Source organism: Lysobacter enzymogenes (assembly GCF_900106525.1).
Lineage (GTDB): Bacteria > Pseudomonadota > Gammaproteobacteria > Xanthomonadales > Xanthomonadaceae > Lysobacter > Lysobacter enzymogenes.
This window is the reverse complement of record NZ_FNOG01000017.1, coordinates 21,809-43,174: the sequence shown is the minus strand read 5'-3', so window position 1 is coordinate 43,174 and position 21,366 is coordinate 21,809. Positions and strand designations below refer to the sequence as shown.

General features: G+C 73.5%; 1 protein-coding gene (running past one end of the window). It reads left to right on the top strand.

Features of this window, described 5'->3' with window-relative positions:
- Nucleotides 1-21,366: part of a non-ribosomal peptide synthetase coding region (locus BLU84_RS25150; protein ID WP_083383100.1), annotated on the top strand (this coding region is incomplete at its 5' end). Its footprint extends 4,058 nt past the window's final position; the window shows 21,366 of its 25,424 annotated nt.

The following is a 21,366-nucleotide window of genomic DNA, read 5'->3' as shown; positions in this document are numbered from 1 at the left end:
CTTATCAGGCGCTCGATCCGGCGTTCGTCGCCGGCGCCGGCAACCGTTCGCTGATCGGCCGCGGCCTCGACGACCTGCGCGTGTACGTGCTCGACGCCGGCCTGCAGCCGGTGCCGCCGGGCGTGGTCGGCGAACTCTACGTCGCCGGCGCCGGTCTGGCGCGCGGCTATCTGCGCCGTCCGGGCCTGAGCGCGTCGCGCTTCGTCGCCAATCCGTTCGCGCCGGGCGAGCGCATGTACCGCTCCGGCGACCTTGCGCGCTGGCGCGAGGACGGGCAGCTGGATTACTTCGGCCGCGCCGACCACCAGGTCAAGATCCGCGGGTTCCGCATCGAGCTGGGCGAAATCGAGGCGGCGCTGGCCAAGCTCGGGCATGCCTACAACGCGGTCATCGACCGCGAGGACCGCAGCGGACAGAAGCAGTTGGTGGCGTACATCGTCGCGCCCGAGCTGGACGCGACCGCGCTGCGCCGCGGTCTGTTGGAGCACCTGCCCGATTACATGGTGCCGGCCGCGTTCGTCGCGGTTGCCTCGCTGCCGCTGACCGCCAACGGCAAGCTCGACCGCAAGGCGCTGCCGGCGCCGGAGCACGTCGCGGCCAGCGAGCGCGCGCCGCGCAATGCGCAAGAGGCCGCGTTGTGCGAGTTGTTCGCCGAGGTCCTCGGTCTGGACAGCGTCGGCATCGACGACGACTTCTTCGAGCTCGGCGGCCAATCGTTGCTGGCGACCCGGCTGATCGGCCGCATCCGCGCCGAGTTCGGCCTGAAACTGTCGATCCGCGTGCTGTTCGAAGCGCGCACCGTGGACGCCCTCGCCCGCCGTCTGGGCGACAGCGAACGCGCGCGCAATCCGTTGCTGCCGCTGCCTTCGCGTCCCGATGCGCTGCCGATGTCCTACGCGCAGCAGCGGCTGTGGTTCCTGCACCGTTTCGAAGGCCCGAGCGCGACCTACAACATTCCGCTGACGCTGAGCCTGGAAGGCGAACTCGACCTCGCCGCGCTGCAGGCCGCGATCGCCGATGTCTGCGCGCGCCACGAAAGCCTGCGTACCGTATTCGAAGACGCCCGGCCGCCGCGCCAGCGCGTGCTCGACGCGTTCGCGCCGGAGCTGCGCCGCGTCGGCTGCGAGGACGCCGGACTCGCCGCCGCGCTCGCCGCCGCGTCGGACTACGCCTTCGACCTGAGCCGCGAAGCGCCGCTGCGCGCCACGCTGTTCGCGCTTGCGCCGCAACGCCACGTATTGCTGCTGCTGATGCACCACATCGCCGCCGATGGCGCTTCGCTGGCGCCGCTCGCGGCCGATCTCGGCCAGGCCTATGCCGCGCGCCAGCAAGACCGCGCGCCGGCGTTCGCGCCGCTGCCGCTGCAGTACGCCGACTACGCGCTGTGGCAGCGCGACGCGCTCGGCGATCCCGCCGATGCCGGCTCCTGGTCGGCGCGCCAGATCGCTTACTGGACCGACGCGCTCGCCGGCTTGCCGGAATACACCGAACTGCCGCGCGACCGCGACGCCGGCGACGCGCCGAGCCGACTCGGCCGCAGTCTGCGCCTGCGCCTGGACGCGGACCTGGAGGGCGTCGCGCGCCGTCACGGCGTGACCTTGTTCATGCTGCTGCAGGCCGCGCTCGCGGCGACCCTGTGCCGGCTCGGCGCTGGCGACGACATCGCCCTGGGCACGCCGGTCGCCGGCCGCGACGATCCGCTGCTGGAACGCAGCATCGGCATGTTCGTCAATACCGTGGTGCTGCGCACCGACGCATCCGGCAATCCGCGCTGGAGCGAACTGCTGCAGCGCGTGCGCTCCTCCTCGCTGGGCGCGTACGCCCATCAGGAGCTGCCGTTCGAACATCTGGTCAACGCGCTCAATCCGGCGCGCAGCGTCGGCCGCCATCCGCTGTTCCAGGTGATGCTGTCGCTGCAGGTCGGCGCGCCGCCCGCGCCGGAACTGCCGGGCCTGCGGTGCGCCTTGTACGAGTTCGACGCCGGCGTCGCCAAGTTCGACCTCAGCTTCGATTTCGTCGCCCGCGCCGATGGTTCCGGCGTGGACGGCCTGCTCGAATACGCCACCGGCCTGTTCGACGAAACCACCGCCGCCGCGATCGCCGAGTCGATGCTGCGCGCGCTGCGGGCGCTGGCCGCCGACGCGCAGGCGCGCATCGGCGATGTCGCCCTGGACGACGGCGCCGAGCTGCTGCGCCGGCTCGCCGATTCGCACGGCGAGGTCCGCGCCTGGGACGAAGGCCTGACCCTGGCCGAAGCGTTCCAGGCGCAGGCCGCCTCGACGCCGGACGCGGTCGCGCTGACCTTCGGCGCCGAGGAATACCGCTACGGCGAACTGGAACAACGCGCCAACCGCCTCGCCCATGCGTTGATCCGGGCCGGCGCCGGCGCCGAAGACCTGATCGCGCTGGCCTTGCCGCGCGGCGTCGGCACCGTCGTCGCCATGCTCGCCGTGGCCAAGGCCGGCGCCGCCTGGATGCCGCTGCAAGTCGACGGCGAAGGCGAGCGCCAACGCGAACTGATCGCCGACGCGCGGCCGCTGTGGGTGCTCGCCGACCGCGCCAGCGCCGCCGCGCTCGATCTTCGCGAGCGCGCTCTGGTGCTCGACGGCGACGAATTCCAGGCGCGCATCGCGGCCTCGCCCGCGCACGCGCCCACCGCCGCCGACCGCGTGCGCCCGCTGCGGCCGCAGCACCCGGCCTATCTGATCCACACCTCCGGCTCGACCGGCAAGCCCAAGGGCGTGCTGGTTGCCCAGGCCGCGCTGGCGCATCTGTTCCAGCATCAGCGCGAGACCTTGTTCCGTCGCGTCGCCGACGACGCCGGCGAACCCCGCATCCGCTTCGCCCTGACCGCGCCGTTCGCGTTCGACACCGCGATCGAGGGCCTGCTGTGGCTGTGCGCGGGCCACGAGCTGGACCTGATCGACGAGGACACCCGCCGCGACGGCGAACTGCTGATCGCGCGCCTGCGCCAACGCCGCATCCACGCGGTCGACCTGACCCCGGGCCATTTCGACCAATTGCACGAACGCGGCCTGCTCGATCCGGCGCACTGGCATCCGCGCAGCGTGATCCTCGGCGGCGAAGCCGTCGCGCCGCATGTGTGGGCGCGGCTGGCGGCGCATCCGCGGGTGCGCGGCTACAACGCCTACGGCCCGACCGAATACGCCGTGGACGCCGCCTGCGCCGTCATCGACGGCGAGCGCGTCCAGGTCGGCCGGCCCTTGTCGAACACCCGCGCCGTGGTGCTCGACGCGTGGCTGCGTCCGGCCGCCGACGGCGCCGCCGGCGAGCTGTATCTGTCCGGTCCCGGCCTCGCCCGCGGCTATCGCGGCCGCGCTGCGCTCACCGCCGAACGCTTCCTCGCCGATCCGTTCGCGCCCGGCCAGCGCATGTACCGCACCGGCGACCGCGCCCGCCGCCGCGCCGACGGCGCGATCGAAGTGCTGGGCCGCAACGACGAGCAGATCAAGATCCGCGGTTTCCGCATCGAGCCGGGCGAGGTGCGCGCGGAGCTGGCCGCGGCGGGCTTCGGCTCCAGCGCGGTGCTGGCGCTGGCCGATCGCGCCGGGCGCAAGCGATTGGTGGCTTACATCGCGGCCGGATCGCTGGACCCGGACGCGCTGCGCGCGACGCTGGCCGAGCGCCTGCCGGACTACATGATCCCCGCCGCGCTGGTGCGCGTGGACGCGCTGCCGCTGACCGCCAACGGCAAGCTCGACCGCAAGGCGCTGCCCGCGCCGGACTTCGAACGCGCGGGCGCTGGCGGCGCCGCGCCGCGCAACGACACCGAGCGCGCGCTGGCGGCCGCGTTCGCCCAGGTGCTGGGCCTGCGCGACGTCGGCATCGACGACGGATTCTTCGCCCTCGGCGGCGACAGCATCAGTTCGATCCAACTGCTCGGCCTCGCCCGCGACGCCGGGCTGGGCTTGAGCGCGCGCGACGTGTTCCAGCGCCAGAGCGTGCGCGCGCTGGCGACGGTCGCCGTGCCGTTGTCGGCGCGGGCCGCGCCGACGCGCGCGCAGGTCGAGGCCGAAGGCGAGTTCCCCGCGCTGCCGGCGATGGCCGAACTGTTCGCTCAAACCGGGCATTACCGCGAGTTCCAGCAGTCCCTGCTGCTGCGGGTGCCGGCGCTGCACGCCGCCGCGCTGGACACCGCGCTGCGCGCGTTGAGCGAGCGTCACGACGCGCTGCGCCTGCGGCTCGGTCCGGACCGCGCGCCGCGCATCGTCGCGGCCGCCGACAGCGCACCGTCGCTGCGCCGCGTCGACGCGCACGGGCTCGACGACGCCGCGTTCGAACGCAGCCTCGCCGGGCAGGCCCAGGCCGCGCAGGAGCGCCTGGACCCGCACGCCGGCCGCGCGCTCGAAGCCGTCTGGTTCGACCGCGGCGCCGACTCGCGCCTGTTGCTGTGCGTCCATCACCTCGCCGTCGACGGCGTCTCCTGGCGCATCCTCGTCCCCGACCTGCGCGCCGCCTACGAACAAGCCGCGCGCGGCGACGCCGTCGCCCTGCCCGCGGTGCCGACCTCGCTGCGCGAATGGGCGCTGGCGCTGCCTCGCGCCGCGAGCGAACGCCGCGCGCAGCTCGATTACTGGACCGCCGCGCACGCCGGCGGCGACCCGACGCCGTTGCCGCGCCCGCTCGATCCGCTGCGCGACACCCTGTCCGCGCAGCGCCGCCTGAGCCTGCGCCTGGACCCCGCCACCACCCGCGCCTTGCTGACCCGCGCGCCGGAACGGGTGCGCGGCCGCATCAACGACGTCCTGCTGACCGCGTTCGCGCAGGCCCTGACCGGCTGGCACGGCGGCGATGAGGCGCTGATCGACGTGGAAGGCCACGGCCGCGAGAGCGCGCTGCTCGACGGCGCCGACCTGTCGCGCACGGTCGGCTGGTTTACCAGCGTATTCCCGCTACGCCTGCAGCTGCCGGCGGGCGACACGCTGCGCGCGCTGAAGTCGGTCAAGGAACAACTGCGCGCGGTGCCCGAGCACGGCGTCGGCTACGGCCTGCTGCGCTATCTCGACGAAAACGGCCGCGCGGCGCTGGCCGCGCACGCCGTGCCCGCGGTCGGCTTCAACTATCTGGGCCGCTTCGACCTCGACGGCGGCGGCGACTGGAGCGCGCAGGCGGGCGCCGGCCTGGGCAGCGGCGGCGAGCCGCTGCAGGCGCTGGCGCACGCGCTGGAACTCAACGCCCTGACCGCGGCCGGCAACGACGGCCCCGAGCTGTGCGCGCACTGGACCTGGGCCGCGGACCTGCTCGACGAGGCGCAAGTGCGCGCGGTCGCCGAAGCGTGGTTCCAGCGGCTGCGCGAGATCGTCGCGCTGACCGCGGACGATGCGGCGCCGTGCCTGACGCCGTCGGACCTGGAACTGGTCGCGCTCGATCAAGGCCAGATCGAACGCCTGGAACGCGAGCGCCCGCTCAGCGAGATCCTGCCGCTGTCGCCGCTGCAGGACGGCTTGCTGTTCCACGCCCTGTTCGACCGCGCCGCGCCCGACGCCTACCTCACCCAGATGCTGTTCGCGCTCGACGGCGCGCTCGACGTCGACCGCCTGGAACGCGCCGCCAACGCGCTGCTGGCGCGGCATCCGCACCTGGCCGCGGGCTTCGCCCACGCCGGGCTGGCGCAGCCGGTGCAGTGGATCGCGCGGCAGACGCCGGCACCGTGGGAACTGATCGACCTGAGCGCGCTGAACCCGCGCCGCGCCGAGACCGAACTGCACGCGCTGCTGGCCGACGACGCCGAACGCGGCTTCGATCCGGCGCGGCCGCCGCTGCTGCGCTTCACCGTGCTGCGGCTGGAGCGCGAGCGCCATCTGCTCGCCTTCACCAGCCACCATTTGCTGCTCGACGGCTGGTCCACGCCGGTGCTGATGCGCGAGCTGTTCGCGCTGTACCGCCACGACGGCGACGCCGCGCTGGCGCCGGCCAGGCCGTACCGCGACTACCTGCGCTGGCTGGGTTCGCGCGACGGCGAGGCGGCCGCCGCCGCATGGCGCGAGGCCCTAGCCGACCTGGACGAACCGACCCGGATCGCGCCGGTCACCGGCGCCGACGCGGTCGCGCCGGCGCCGCGCGTGCTCGCGCACCGGCTCGACGCCGCGCTGAGCGCGCGCATCGACGCGCAGGCGCGGCGTCTCGGCGTGACCCAGGCCACCGTGGTGCAAGCGGCCTGGGCCCTGGTGCTGAGCCAGCTCGCGCATCGCGACGACGTCGTGTTCGGCGCCACCGTGTCCGGCCGGCCGGCCGAGCTGGCCGGCGTCGAGGACATGATAGGCTTGTTCATCAACACCCTGCCGCTGCGCCTGCGCGTGCGGCCGGAAGAAAGCGTGGCGCAGTTGCTGCGCCGGCTGCAGGACGAGCAATCGCGCCTGCTCGATCACCAGCACCTGGGCCTGAGCGAGGTCCAGCGCCTGAGCGGCCATGGCGAGTTGTTCGACACCTTGGTGGTGTTCGAGAACTTCCCCATCGGCGGCGATGCCCATGCCGCCGGCGACGCCGGCCCGCAGTTGCGCGCGCGCTTCCACGGCCATCGCGGCGGCGACGCCTCGCATTACCCGCTGGGCCTGACCGCGGTGCCCGGCGAACGCATGAGCCTGAAGATCGGCTATCGCCCGGACCTGTTCGATTCCGCCGTCGCGCAAGCCATCGCCGAGCGCCTGGAGCGTGCGCTCGACGGCTTGGCCGGCGATCCGCAGCGCCGCGTCGCGGCGCTCGACCTGCTCGGCGACGGCGCGCCCGCGCAGGCGCTGGCGGTGTGGAACGCCACCGCGCATGCGGTCCCCGAGACCACGCTGCCGGCGCTGTTCGCCGCACAGGCCGCGCGCACGCCCGATGCGGTCGCGGTCGCTTTCGACGGCCGCTCGCTGAACTACGCCGAACTCGACGCCCGCGCCAACCGGCTGGCGCGCCTGCTGATCGCCGAGGGCATCGGTCCGGAAAGCGTGGTCGGCGTGGCGCTGCCGCGCTCGCTGGAACTGATCGTCGCGCTGTACGCCGCGCACAAGGCCGGCGCGGCGTACCTGCCGCTGGATACCGATTATCCGGCCGAACGCCTGGCCTACATGCTCGACGACGCGCGCCCGCAGCGCGTGCTCACCCGCATGGACGTACGCGACCGCCTGCCGGCTCAAGCCCCCGCGCTGTGCGTGGACGCGGCCGATGTGCGGGCGCGCGTGGACGCGCTGGCCGCCGGGCCGGTGGCCGCCGCGGAACTGCGCGCGCCGCTGCTGCCGCAGCATCCGGCCTATGTGATCTACACCTCCGGCTCGACCGGCCGGCCCAAGGGCGTGGTCAACAGCCATCGCGGCATCGTCAACCGCCTGGCCTGGATGCAGCACGCCTACGGCCTGCAGGCCGACGACTCGGTGCTGCAGAAGACCCCGTCGAGCTTCGACGTTTCGGTGTGGGAATTCTTTTGGCCGCTGCTGCACGGCGCGCGACTGGTCGTCGCCAGGCCCGACGGCCACCGCGACCCGGCGTATCTGGCCGAACTGATCGAGCGCGAGCGCATCACCACCGCGCACTTCGTGCCGTCGATGCTCGACGCGTTCGTGCACGCCTTCGACGAACGCGGCGGCGACGCCGCCGCGGCCTGCGCCAGCCTGCGCCGCATCGTCTGCAGCGGCGAAGCCCTGCCCGGCGAACTGCGCGACCGCGTGCGCGAACGCATCGGCCGGCCGCTGCACAATCTCTACGGCCCGACCGAAGCGGCGGTGGACGTCACCGCGTGGGCCTGCCGCGACGACGAGCGCGGCGCCGGCGTGCCGATCGGCGCGCCGATCTGGAACACCCGCTTGTACGTGCTCGATCCGGCGCTGCGCCCGCTGCCGGCGGGCGTGCCGGGCGAACTGTATCTGGCCGGCGTCAATCTCGCCCGCGGCTATCTGGGCCGCGCCGGCCTCAGCGCCGAACGCTTCGTCGCCGATCCCTTCGCCGGCGACGGCAGCCGCATGTACCGCACCGGCGACCTCGCGCGCTGGCGCGAGGACGGCGCGATAGAATACCTCGGCCGGGTCGACCATCAGGTCAAGATCCGCGGCCTGCGCATCGAGCTGGGCGAGATCGAAGCCGCGCTGGCGCGCGCTGGCTACGCCCACAACGCGGTGATCGCGCGCGAGGACCGTCCCGGCGAAAAGCGCCTGGTCGCCTACCTCGCCGCGCCCGCCCTCGACGAAGCGGGGCTGCACGAGCGGCTGTCGCGCGAACTGCCCGACTACATGGTCCCGGCCGCGTTCGTGCGCCTGGACACGCTGCCGCTTTCGCCCAACGGCAAGCTCGAACGCAAGGCGCTGCCCGCGCCGGGCGTCAAGGCCGCCTCCTTGCGCGGCCCGCGCGACGCCACCGAGGCGCTGCTGTGCTCGCTGTACGCGCAGGTGCTCGGCGTGGAACGGGTCGGCATCGACGACAGCTTCTTCGCCCTCGGCGGCCATTCCCTGCTCGCCACCCGCCTGATCGGTCGGGTGCGCGCCACCTTCGACGTCGAACTGCCGATCCGCGCCCTGTTCGAGGCGCCGAGCGTCGCCGCCTTCGCCCAGCGCCTGGGCCAGGGCGAGCGCGGCCGCGCGTCGCTGTCGGCGCAGCCGCGCCCGCGCACGCTGCCGCTGTCGTACGCGCAGCAGCGTTTGTGGTTCCTGCATCAGTTCGAAGGGCCGAGCGCGGTCTACAACATCGCGCTGGCGCTGCGCCTGCGCGGCGCGCTCGACCCGCGGGCGCTGCAAGGCGCGCTGGAAGACGTGGCCGCGCGCCACGAAAGCCTGCGCACGGTGATCGCCGGCGGCGACGCGCCGCAGCAGCGCGTGCTCGACCACGGCCCGGTCGCGCTGCATCGCGTCGACTGCGCGCCCGCCGGGCTCGACGAGGCGCTGCGCGAGGCCGCCGCCTACGCCTTCGACCTGGAACGCGAGGCGCCGCTGCGCGCGACCGTGTTCGCGCTCGGCGAGGACGACCACGCCCTGCTGATCCTGCTGCACCACATCGCCGCCGACGGCGCCTCGTTGGCGCCGCTGATGGACGATCTGGACCGCGCCTACGCCGGCCGCCTGGCCGGCCGCGCGCCGCAGTGGTCGCCGCTGCCGGTGCAGTACGCCGATTACACCCTGTGGCAACGCGACCTGCTCGCGCGCGACGATGCCGACGGCTTGCACGCACAGCAACTGCGTTGGTGGCGCGAACGCCTGCACGGCCTGCCCGAGCAGCTGAGCCTGCCGAGCGACCGTCCGCGCCCGGCGCGCGCCAGCTTCCGCGGCGCCAGCCTGCCGCTGACCGTTCCGGCGGCGCTGCACCGGCGCCTGAGCGAACTGGCCGCGCAGCGCCACGCCACCTTGTTCATGGTGCTGCAAGCCGCGCTCGCCGCGCTGCTGACCCGCCTGGGCGCCGGCACCGACATCGCCATCGGCAGCCCGGTCGCCGGCCGCGCCGACGCCGCCCTGGAGCCGCTGGTCGGCCTGTTCCTCAACACCCTGGTGCTGCGCACCGACACCGCCGGCGATCCAGCCTTCGACGAACTCGTGTCGCGCGTGCGCGAGGCCGATCTGGCCGCGTTCGAGCGCCAGGACTTGCCGTTCGAGCAGTTGGTCGAAGCGCTCAACCCGGTGCGCTCCATGGCCCATCACCCGCTGTTCCAGGTGATGCTGGTGCTGCAGAACAACCCGCCCGCGCAGCCGCGCCTGCACGGCCTGGACTGCAGCGAGCACGGCCTGCCCTCGCACAGCGCCAAGTTCGACCTGAGCTTCGACTTCAACGAACGCCACGACGCCGACGGCGCCGCGGCCGGCATCGACGGCACGCTGGAATACGCGCTGGACCTGTTCGAGGAAGCCAGCGCCCGCGCGCTCGGCGAGCGCCTGCTGCACCTGCTGGAGGCCGTGGCCGCCGCGCCGTCGCGGCGGATCGGCGCGATCGACCTGCTCGGCGCCGACGAACGCCGCCGCCTGCTCGCCGACGCCAACGCCACCGAACGCGTGCAGCCCGGGCTGACCTTGCCGGCCTTGCTGGAAACGCAGGTCCGCCGCACGCCCGAGCGCGTGGCCGCGCGCTGCGGCGAGGACTCGCTGAGCTACGCCGCGCTCGACGCCCGCGCCAACCGCATCGCCCATGCCTTGATCGCGCGCGGGATCGGCGCCGAAGACATCGTCGCGGTGGCGATGCCGCGCTCGCTCGATCTGCTCGCCGCGCTGCTCGGCACGATGAAAGCCGGCGCGGCGTACTTGCCGCTGGACCCGGATTACCCCGCCGAGCGCCTGAACTACATGCTCGCCGACGCCCGCCCCGCCTGCGCGCTCGGCGACGCGGCGACGCTGGCGCGGCTCGACACCGGCGACTGCGCACGCCTGGCCTTCGACGATCCGGCCGCGCAGGCCGAACTCGCGCGCCAGCCCGACCACGCGCCCGACGACCGCGAGCGCGTGCGCGCGCTGCATCCGCGCCACCCGGCCTATGTGATCTACACCTCCGGCTCGACCGGCCGGCCCAAGGGCGTGCAGATCGAGCACCGCGCGCTGGAGAACTTCCTCTGCGCGATGCGCCGCGAGCCCGGCCTGGGCGGCGACGAGCGGCTGCTCGCGCTGACCCCGGTGTCGTTCGACATCGCCGGGCTGGAACTGTACCTGCCGCTGCTGTGCGGCGCGGAAGTCGACCTCGCCACGCGCGAACTCGCCAGCGACGGCGACCGGCTGCGAGCGCACATCGAGAAGACCCGGCCCAGCGCGATCCAGGCTACGCCCGCGACATGGCAGATGCTGCGCGGCGCCGGCTGGACTCCGCAGCGCGACCTGCGCGCGCTGTGCGGCGGCGAAGCGCTGCCGGCCGATCTGGCCCAGTTCCTCGCCGCCGGCGCCGGCGCGCTGTGGAATCTCTACGGCCCGACCGAAACCACGATCTGGTCGCTGACCGGCCCGGTCCGCGCCGGCGAGCCGGTGCGCATCGGCGCGCCGATCGACAACACCCGCGTCTACATCCTCGACGCCGCGCTGCAGCCGGTGCCGACCGGCGTGGCCGGCGAGCTGTATCTGGCCGGCGACGGCCTGGCGCGCGGCTATTTCCAGCGCGCCGCGCTCAGCGCCGAACGCTTCATCGCCGATCCCTTCGCCGTCGGCGAGCGCATGTACCGCACCGGCGACCTCGCCCGCTGGCGCGCCGACGGCAGTCTGGATTTCCTCGGCCGCGTCGATCATCAGGTCAAGATCCGCGGCTTCCGCATCGAGCTGGGCGAGATCGAAGCGGCGCTGGCCGAACTCGGCCACGCCCGCAACGTCGTGGTCGCGCGCGAGGATCAGGCCGGGCTCAAGCGTCTGGTCGCCTACCTCGCGGCCGAGTCCGTCGACGCCGCGGCGCTGCGCCGCGAACTCGGCGCGCGCCTGCCCGAACACATGCTGCCCTCGGTCTTCGTCGCGCTGCCCGCGTTGCCGCTGACTCCGAACGGCAAGATCGACCGCCTCGCCCTGCCCGAGCCCGAGCGCCGGCAAGACGCCTACCGCGCGCCCGATACGCCGCAACAACGCTTGCTGTGCGAGTTGTTCGCGCAGGTGCTGGGGCTGGAACGGGTCGGCCTGGACGATCATTTCTTCGCCCTCGGCGGCCATTCGCTGCTCGCGACGCGTCTGGTCAGCCGCATCCGCGCCGAGCTCGCCGTGGAACTGCCGCTGCGCACGCTGTTCGAAGCGCCGACCGTGGACGCGCTGTCGCGGGCGCTGCCGGGCGCGCAGAGCGCGCGTCCGCAGCTGCGCCCGCAGGCGCGGCCGCCGCGCTTGCCGCTGTCGTACGCGCAGCGCCGCTTGTGGTTCATCCAGCAGTTCGAGCGCCAGTCCGGCCACGACGCCGCGGTCGAGGGCGCCGGCGCGGCCTACAACATCCCGATGCCGCTGCGCCTGCGCGGAACGCTGGACCGCGCCGCGTTCGACGCCGCCGTCGCCGATGTGCTGGCGCGCCACGAGAGCCTGCGCACGCTGTTCCCGGAAGCCGACGGCGTGCCGTACCAGCACGTGGTCGCGGCCGAGGACGCGCGCAACGTGCTCGAGTTCGCGCGCGTGGACGCGCGCGAACTCGACGAGGCGCTGCGCGCCCGCGCCCTGCACGTGTTCGATCTCGCCGCCGAGCTGCCGCTGCGGGTCAGCGTGCTCAGCGAATCGGACGAGGAACACGTGCTGCTGCTGGTGCTGCACCACATCGCCGGCGACGGCTCGTCGCTGGCGCCGCTGGCGCGCGATCTCGGCCGCGCCTACGCCGCGCGCCTGCGCGGCGCGGCGCCGGACTGGGCGCCGCTGCCGGTGCAGTACCCGGACTTCACCCTGTGGCAGCAGCGTCTGCTCGGCAGCGAGCAGGACAGCGACAGCCTGATCGCGCGCCAGTTCGATTACTGGCGCGAACAGCTTGCCGGCCTGCCCGAACGCATCGAGTTGCCGGCCGACCGCGCGCGCCCCCCGATCGCCAGCCTGCGCGGCCGCCAGTGGGCCTTGCGGATCGACGCGCCGCTGCACGCGCGCCTGCTCGATCTCGCGCATCGGCATGAGGCGAGCTTGTTCATGGTGCTGCAGGCCGGCCTGTCGGCGCTGCTGCACCGGCTCGGCGCCGGCGAGGACATCGCCGTCGGCAGCGCCATCGCCGGCCGCAACGATCAGGCCCTGGACGATCTGGTCGGTTTCTTCGTCAACACCCTGGTGCTGCGCGCCGACCTGTCCGGCCGCCCCGACTTCGCCACCGTGCTCGGACGCGTGCGTTCCACCGCCTTGGCCGCGTACACCCACCAGGACGCGCCGTTCGAGCGTCTGGTGGAACTGCTCAACCCGGTGCGTTCGACCGCGCACCACGCGTTGTTCCAGGTCGGGCTGGTGCTGCAGAACGTCGACGAGGCCGCGCTGGAACTGCCGGGGCTGGAGGTGTCGGACTACCCGGCCGACTTCCGCACCGCCAAGTTCGATTTGTTCTTCAACCTCGGCGAGCGCCAAAGCGCCGACGGCGCGCCCGCGGGCCTGGACGGCAGCATCGAATACGCGACCGACCTGTTCGACGAAGCCAGCGTCGCGACGCTGTGGCGGCGGCTGCTGCGGCTGCTCGAGGCGGCCTGCGCCGATCCGCGCGCCAAGATCGCCGACATCGACCTGCTCGACGCCGAAGAACGCGCCGAACTGCGCCGGCGCGCCAGCGACGGCGCGCCGTTGCCGCAGGCGGCGACCATCGTCGAGCTGTTCGAGCGTCAGGTCGCGCGCGACCCCGACGCGCCGGCGCTGCTATACGGCGCCGCCACGCTGAGCTACGCCGAACTCGACCGCCGCGCCAACCGCCTCGCCCACGCGCTGATCGCCGACGGCGTCGGCGCCGAGGACCGCGTCGCCATCGCCTTGCCGCGTTCGCCGGAGATGGTGATCGCCGCGCTGGCCGCGCTCAAGGCAGGCGCCGCGTATCTGCCGCTGGACCCGGACTATCCGCCGGAGCGGTTGGCCTACATGCTCGATGACGCCCAGCCGGCGCGCCTGATCAGCCGGCGCGAGATCGAGGCGCGGCTGCCCGAGCATGGCGTGAAGCCGTGGCTGCTCGACGCCGCCGAAACCGCGCAGGCGCTGGCCGCGCAAGCGGTCGACCCGCCGCGCGGGCGCATCGCCTCGCCGACGCAGGCCGCGTATGTGATCTACACCTCCGGCTCCACCGGCCGGCCCAAGGGCGTGGTGGTCAGCCACGCCGGCGTGCCGAGCCTGCTCGCCGCGCAGACCGCGGCGTTCGAGGTCGGCCCGGGCTCGCGCGTGCTGCAGTTCGCCTCGCTGAGTTTCGACGCCGCGTTCTGGGAACTGTGCATGGCGCTGCTGTCGGGCGCCGCGCTGGTGATCGGCGACGCCGAGCAGGTGCGCCCCGGCGAAGCGCTGACCGCGCTCGTCGCCGAACACGGCGTCACCCACGCGACCCTGCCGCCGGCCGCGTTGCCGGTACTCGACGCGGCGGCGATGCCGTCGCTGCGCGAGCTGATCGTCGCCGGCGAAGCCTGCGCGCCGCCGCTGGTGGACGCGTGGTCGCGCGGCCGGCGCATGACCAACGCCTACGGCCCGACCGAAACCACGGTCTGCGCGACCATGAGCGCGCCGCTGGCCGGCGCGGTCAATGCGCCGATCGGCGCGCCGATCCGCGGCGCCCGCGTGTACCTGCTCGACGCCGGCCTGCGGCCGGTGCCGGCCGGCGTGGCGGGCGAGCTGTATCTGGCCGGCGCCGGGCTGGCGCGCGGTTATCTGCGCCGCGCCGCGCTCAGCGCCGAGCGCTTCGTCGCCGATCCCTTCGCCGCCGGCGAACGCATGTACCGCAGCGGCGACCTCGCCCGCTGGAACGCGCGCGGCGAGCTGGAGTTCCTCGGCCGCGTCGACCATCAGGTCAAGATCCGCGGCTTCCGCATCGAACTGGGCGAGATCGAGGGCGCGCTGCAGCGGCATCCGGCGGTGGCGCAGTCGATCGTGGTCGCGCGCGAGGACGTGCCGGGCCACAAGCAGCTGGTCGCCTATGTCGTGCTGGAACGCGAGCCGCAGGCGCGCGACGAAGACCGCGAGGCACGCCAGATCGGCGAATGGGAAACCATTTACCAAAACCTCTACGGCGACGAGGCGCTCGACGGCGCCTACGCCTTCGGCGAGAACTTCCACGGCTGGAACAGCAGCTACGACGGCACCGAGATCGCGCTGGAGCAGATGCGCGAATGGCGCGCGAACACCGTCCAGCGCATCCTCGAACTCAAGCCGCGGCGGGTGCTGGAAATCGGCGTCGGCAGCGGCCTGATCCTGTCGCAGGTGGCGCCGCACGTCGACGCTTACCACGGCACCGACCTGTCGGCGGCCACGGTCGAGCGGCTGCGCGCGGAGCTCGCGCAGCAGCCCGCGCTCGACGGCAAGGTCGTGCTGTACGCGCGTCCGGCGCACGAGATGGACGGCCTCGACGCCGGCCTCGACGCCGGCGAGCGTTTCGACGCGATCGTGATCAACTCGGTGCTGCAGTATTTCCCCAACGGCGATTACCTCGCCGAGGTGGTGCGTCAGGCCATGGGCCTGCTTGCGCCGGGCGGCGCGCTGTACCTGGGCGACGTGCGCAACCTGCGCCTGCAACGCAGCTTCGCCAACGCCATCGCCCTGCACCAGAGCGATGCCGACACCGACCCGGCGAGCCTGCGCCGCCGCGCCGAACAACTGCGGCTGGCCGAAAAGGAATTGCTGGTCGCGCCGGAGTTCTTCGCCGAACTGCCGCGCCGGATCGAGGCGATCTGCGCGGTCGACATCCAGACCAAGCGCAGCGCGTACGGCAACGAACTCAGCCGCCACCGCTACGAAGTGGTGCTGCGCAAGGGCCCGCTGCCGCTGCGTTCGGCCGCGGCGTGGCCGGCGCTGGCGTGGACGCCCGCGCTCGGCGACGGCGAGGCGTTCGCGCGCCTGCTGCGCGAGCGCGGCGACGGGCTGCGCCTGACCGGCGTGCCCAACGATCATCTGGCGCCGGAAACCGCGGCGCTGGGCGCGCTGGCCGAAGGCGAAACCGTCGCCGCCGCGCGCGCGCGTCTGGTCGACGTCGCCGATACGGTCGAAGCCCGCAGCGAAGGCTTGATCGCCGTCGCCGCGCAACTGGGCCTGCGCGCGGCCAGCACCTGGGCCGGCGACGGCGAGGATGCCGCGCTGGAGTTGCTGTTCTGGCGCGAAGACGGCCGCGCGATCGCCGACCTGCACCGCGCCGCCCCGGTGCGCGAGCTGTCGGCGTGCACCAACGAGCCGTCCACGTTCGACCAGTTCGCCGACCTGCGCCGCCACATCGCCGCGCAATTGCCGGACTACATGCAGCCGCTGCTGGTGCTGCTGCCGCAGATGCCGCTGAACGCCAACGGCAAGATCGACCGCAAGGCGCTGCCGGCGCCCGACCTCGCCGCCGGCCAGCACCGCGCGGCCGGCAACGAGCGCGAACAGACCCTGGCCGCGCTGTTCGCGCAGGTGCTGGGGCTGCCGCGGGTCAGCGTCGCCGACAGCTTCTTCGACCTCGGCGGCGACAGCATTCTGTCGATCCAACTGGTCGGCCTGGCGCGCAAGGCCGGGCTGCTGATCACCCCGCGAGAAGTGTTCCAGCACCAGAGCGTGTCGGCGCTGGCGCGGATCGCGCGTGAGGCCGACGCCGGCGCGCCGGCGCTGGCCGACGAGCCGGTCGGCCGGGTCGCGCCTTTGCCGGTGCTGCAGTGGTTCCTCGACCGCGAGGCGCCGCTGGACGGCTTCAACCAGAGCGTGCTGCTGCGCGTGCCCGGCGGGCTCGACGCGGCGGTGCTGGGCAAGGCGCTGACCGCGCTGGCGGCCCATCACGATGCCTTGCGCTTGCGGCTGCGCCGCGAAGCGGGCGAATGGGCGCTGGAAGTGCCCGATGCCGGGCAGGTCGAGGTCGGCCTGCGCCGCGTCGACATCGCCGGCCTCGACGACGATGCCTTGCAAGCCGCGCTCGACGAGGCCGCGGCCGCGGCCGCGCGTTCGCTGTCCACCGACACCGGCGAACTGCTGCAAGCGGTGTGGTTCGACGCCGGCGACGCCGCGCCCGGCCGCCTGTTGCTGTGCATCCACCACCTCGCCGTCGACGGCGTGTCCTGGCGCATCCTGATTCCCGACCTGCGCGACGCGGTCGACGCCCTCGCCGCCGGCCGCGAGCCGGCGTTCGCGCCGCGCAGCCATTCGCTGCGCGCGTGGACCGCGCAACTGCGCGAACAGGCGTCCTCGCCCGCGCGTCTGGCCGAGCTGCCGCATTGGCAGGCCCTGGCCGAAGGCCTCGACCCGCCGCTGTCGCCGACCGCGCTGGACCCGTCGCGCGACCTCGGCGCGGCGTGCGGCCACTACAGCCTGAGCCTGCCGGCCGCGGTCGCCGCGCCGCTGCTGACCGCGCTGCCGGCGCGCTTCCACGCCGGCATCAACGACGTGCTGCTCAGCGCGTTCGCGCTGGCGCTCGGCGATTGGCGCCGGCGCCACACCGGGCAGGCGTGCGAGCGGGTGCTGCTCGACCTGGAAAGCCACGGCCGCGACAGCGGCCTCAGCGACCTGGATCTGTCGCGCACGGTCGGCTGGTTCACCAGCCTGTATCCGGTGCGCCTGGAACTCGACGGCATCGACCAGAGCCAGGCCCTGGGCGGCGGACGCGAGCTCGAACGCGCGCTCAAGCAGGTCAAGGAACAACTGCGCGCGGTGCCCGACTACGGCCTGGGCTACGGCGCGCTGCGCTATTACAACCCAGACGCCGCGCCGCTGCTGGCGGCGTTGCCGCAGCCGCAGGTCAGCTTCAACTACCTCGGCCGTTTCGGCGCCGGCGAACACGCCGATTGGAGCGCCGCCAGCGAAAGCCCGGCGCCGGCCGGCGGCGAGTCGCTGCCGATCGCCCACGCGATCGAACTCAACGCCCTGACCCACGACCGCGACGACGGCCCCGAGTTCGTCGCGACCTGGTCGTGGCCGCTGGCGCTGTTCTCGCAGGAACAGATCGAAGACCTCGCCCAGACCTTCGCCCGCGCCCTGCGCGCGCTGGCGGCGCTGGCGGGCGACGCGCGACGCGGCGGCCTGAGCCCGTCGGACGTGGCCCTGTCCGCGCTCGACCAGGACGGTATCGAACGCCTGGAGCGCGACTACCTCGAGGCCGGCGGCGTCGCCGACCTGCTGCCGCTGACGCCGCTGCAGAACGGCCTGCTGTTCCACACCTTGTACGAGCAGGACGGCCCGGACCCGTACGTGGTGCAGGTGCGTTTCGACCTCGACGGCCCGCTCGACGAACGCGCCCTGCGCGACGCGGCGCGCGCGCTGATGCGGCGCCATCCGCACCTGTCGGCTTCGTTCGCGCACCGCGGCTTGGAGCGGCCGGTGCAGGTGATTCCGCGCGAGATTCCGCTGGATTGGCGCCGGATCGACCTCTGCGCGCATCCGGCGCAGACCCGCGACGCCGAAGCCGCGCGGCTCGCCGACGAGGACCGCAACCGGCGCTTCGACCTCGCCCGCGCGCCGCTGCTGCGCTTCACCCTGATCGCGCTCGGCCAGAGCGAGGACGGCCGCGCCCGCCATCGCCTGCTGATCGCCAACCACCACATCCTGCTCGACGGCTGGTCGATGCCGGTGCTGGTGCAGGAGCTGTTCGCGCTGTACTCCGGCGCCGCGCTGCCGCGCCCGGCCGCGTACCGCGATTACCTGGGCTGGCTGCACGCGCGCGATCCGCGGCAGGCCGAAACCGCCTGGCGCGAAGCACTGGACGGCATCGAGGAGCCGACCCTGCTGCTGCCGTCGCAACCGCACGCGTCGGGCCGCCAGAGCGAACACGAACGGGAACTGCCCGAAGGCCTGTCGCGCACGCTGGCGCAGCTGGCGCGGCGCCACGGCCTGACCTTGAACGTGCTCGTGCAAGGCGCCTGGGGCCTGTTGCTGGGCCGCATGCTCGGCCGCGACGACGTGGTCGTCGGCACCACGGTGTCGGCGCGCCCGCCGGAACTCGGCGAAGTCGAGCGCATGATCGGCTTGTTCATCAACACCGTGCCGACCCGCCTGCGCCTGGACCCCAAGCGCAGTTTCGTCGACCTGTTGCTGGAACTGCAGCGCCAGCAGACCGCGCTGATGGATCACCAGCACTTGGATCTGGCCCAGCTGCAGCGCTACGCCGGTTTCGAGCGGCTGTTCGATACCCTGTACGTGTTCGAGAACTACCCCGTTGACCACGACGGCCTCGCCAACGCGCTCGGCGAGCTCAGCATCGCCGGCTTCGCCGGCAGCGACGCCACCCACTATCCGCTGAGCCTGCTGGTCACCCCGGGCCATCGCCTGTCGCTGCGCTTCAACTTCGACCCGGCGCGGCTCGACGCGCTGAGCGTGGAGCGCCTGGCCGAACGCCTGTCGCGCCTGCTCGACGCGGTCGCCGCGCACCCGCAGCGCAGCCTGGAGCATTTCGACCTGCTCGACGACCGCGAGCGCCGCCGGGTGCTGTACGACTGCAACGACAGCGAACGCGAGCTGCCGGCGCTGACGGTGCCGGCGTGGTTCCAGCAACGCGTCGCCGCCGCCCCGGACGCGATCGCGCTCGCCGGCGCCGACGGCGAGCTGAGCTACGCCGAACTCAACCGCCGCGCCAACCGCCTCGCCCATGCGCTGATCGCGCGCGGCGTCGGCCCCGAGGACCGCATCGCCCTGGCGATCGAGCGCTCGTTCGACACCATCGTCGCCGCGCTCGGCGTGATGAAGGCCGGCGCGGCGTATCTGCCGCTCGATGCCGACCATCCGCTCGACCGGCTGAGCTACACCCTCGCCGACGCGCGCCCGCGCCACGTGCTCGCCACCCGCGCCACCGCCGCGCGCTTGCCGCAGGACGCGCCGCTGTTGCTGATCGACGAGGCGGCCGGTTTCGGCAACGAGATCGCCCATGCCGCCGGTCACGACCCGGACGACGCCGAGCGCATGGCGCCGCTGTCGGTGCAGCATCCGGCGTATGTGATCTACACCTCCGGCTCGACCGGCCGGCCCAAGGGCGTGTGCGTGACCCACGCCGGCATTCCGAGCCTGGTCCACAGCCAGATCGAACGCTTCGGCCTGGACGCCGACAGCCGCGTGCTGCAGTTCGCCTCGATGAGCTTCGACGCGGCGGCGATGGAAATGCTGATGTGCTTCGCCGCCGGCGCGCGGCTGGTGCTGCCGCCGCCGGGCCTGCTGCTCGGCGACGCGCTGGCGCGCACGCTGAGCGCGCAGCGCATCACCCATACGCTGATTCCGCCGAGCGCGCTCGGCAGCCTGGACCCGGCCGGACTGGAATGGCCGCGCACGCTGATCGTCGGCGGCGAAGCCTGCCCGCCGCACGTGGCCGCGGCGTGGTCGCGCGGCGGCCGCCGTCTGGTCAACGCGTACGGCCCGACCGAAATCACCATCTGCGCGGCGATGAGCCCGGCGCTGGACGAAGCCGGCCTCGCCGGCGCGGCGCCGCCGCTGGGCCGCCCGGTCGCCAACACCCGGCTGTACGTGCTCGACGCGATGCTGCGGCCGGTGCCGGCCGGCGTCGCCGGCGAGTTGTACATCGCCGGCGCCGGTCTGGCGCGCGGGTATTTCGAACGCGCCGCGCTCAGCGCCGAACGCTTCGTCGCCGATCCGTTCCATGTCGGCCAGCGCATGTACCGTTCCGGCGATCTGGCCCGGCGGCGCGAGGACGGCCAGCTCGATTACCTCGGCCGCGTCGACCAGCAAGTCAAACTGCGCGGCTTCCGCATCGAACTGGGCGAAGTGCAATCGGCGCTGGCCCAATGCGGCTATCCCGGCAACGCCGCTGTGGTGCGCGAAGACCGCCAGGGGCATCCGCAGTTGGTGGCGTATCTGGTGTCGCCCGAACCGGTCGATGGCGAGGCCTTGCGCAAGCGGCTGGCCCAGCGCCTGCCCGAGTACATGGTGCCGGCCGCGTTCGTCGCCCTGCCCGCGCTGCCGCTGACCGCCAACGGCAGCAAGCTCGACCGCAAGGCGCTGCCGGCGCCGCAGTTCGACGCGCACGCGCTGTCGCGCGCGCCGGCCAACGCCGCCGAGCAACTGCTGTGCTCGCTGTTCGCCGAAGTGCTGGGGCTGGAGCGGATCGGCGCGGAGGACAACTTCTTCGCCTTCGGCGGCCACTCGCTGCTCGCCACCCGCCTGATCGGCCGCATCCGCGCCACCTTCGACGTCGAGCTGCCGATCCGCGCCTTGTTCGACGCGCCGACGCCGGAAGCGCTGGCGCACCGCCTGCCCAGCGGCGGCACGGTGCGCGAACCGCTGGCGCCGCAGCCGCGGCCGGCTGTGCTGCCGCTGTCGTTCGCTCAGCAGCGGCTGTGGTTCCTGCATCGCTTCGAGGGGCCGAGCACGACCTACAACATCCCGCTGGCGCTGGAACTGGACGGCGAACTCGACGGGGACGCGCTGGCTGCGGCCCTGAACGACGTGGTCGCGCGCCACGAGAGCCTGCGCACGCTGTTCCCGGCCGGCGACGCGCCGCGCCAGCAGGTGCTGCCGGCGGCCGAGGCCGAACTGCGCCTGCACCGCTCGCGCAGCGACGAGGCCGGCCTGCGCGCCGCGCTGTCGGCGGCCTGCGCGCACCGCTTCGACCTGAGCCGCGAGCTGCCGTTGCGTGCGAGCCTGATCGAACGCGGCCCGCAGCGCCACACGCTGCTGTTGCTGCTGCATCACATCGCCGGCGACGGCGCCTCGATGCAGCCGCTGGCGCGCGATCTCAGCCACGCCTACGCCGCGCGCCTGCGCGGCCGCGCGCCGGCGTTCGCGCCGCTGCCGGTGCAGTACGCCGATTACACCCTGTGGCAGCGCCGCACCCTCGGCGACGAAGCCGACGCCGGCAGCCGCCTGTCGCAGCAGTTGGATTACTGGAAGCGGCAACTGGCGGATC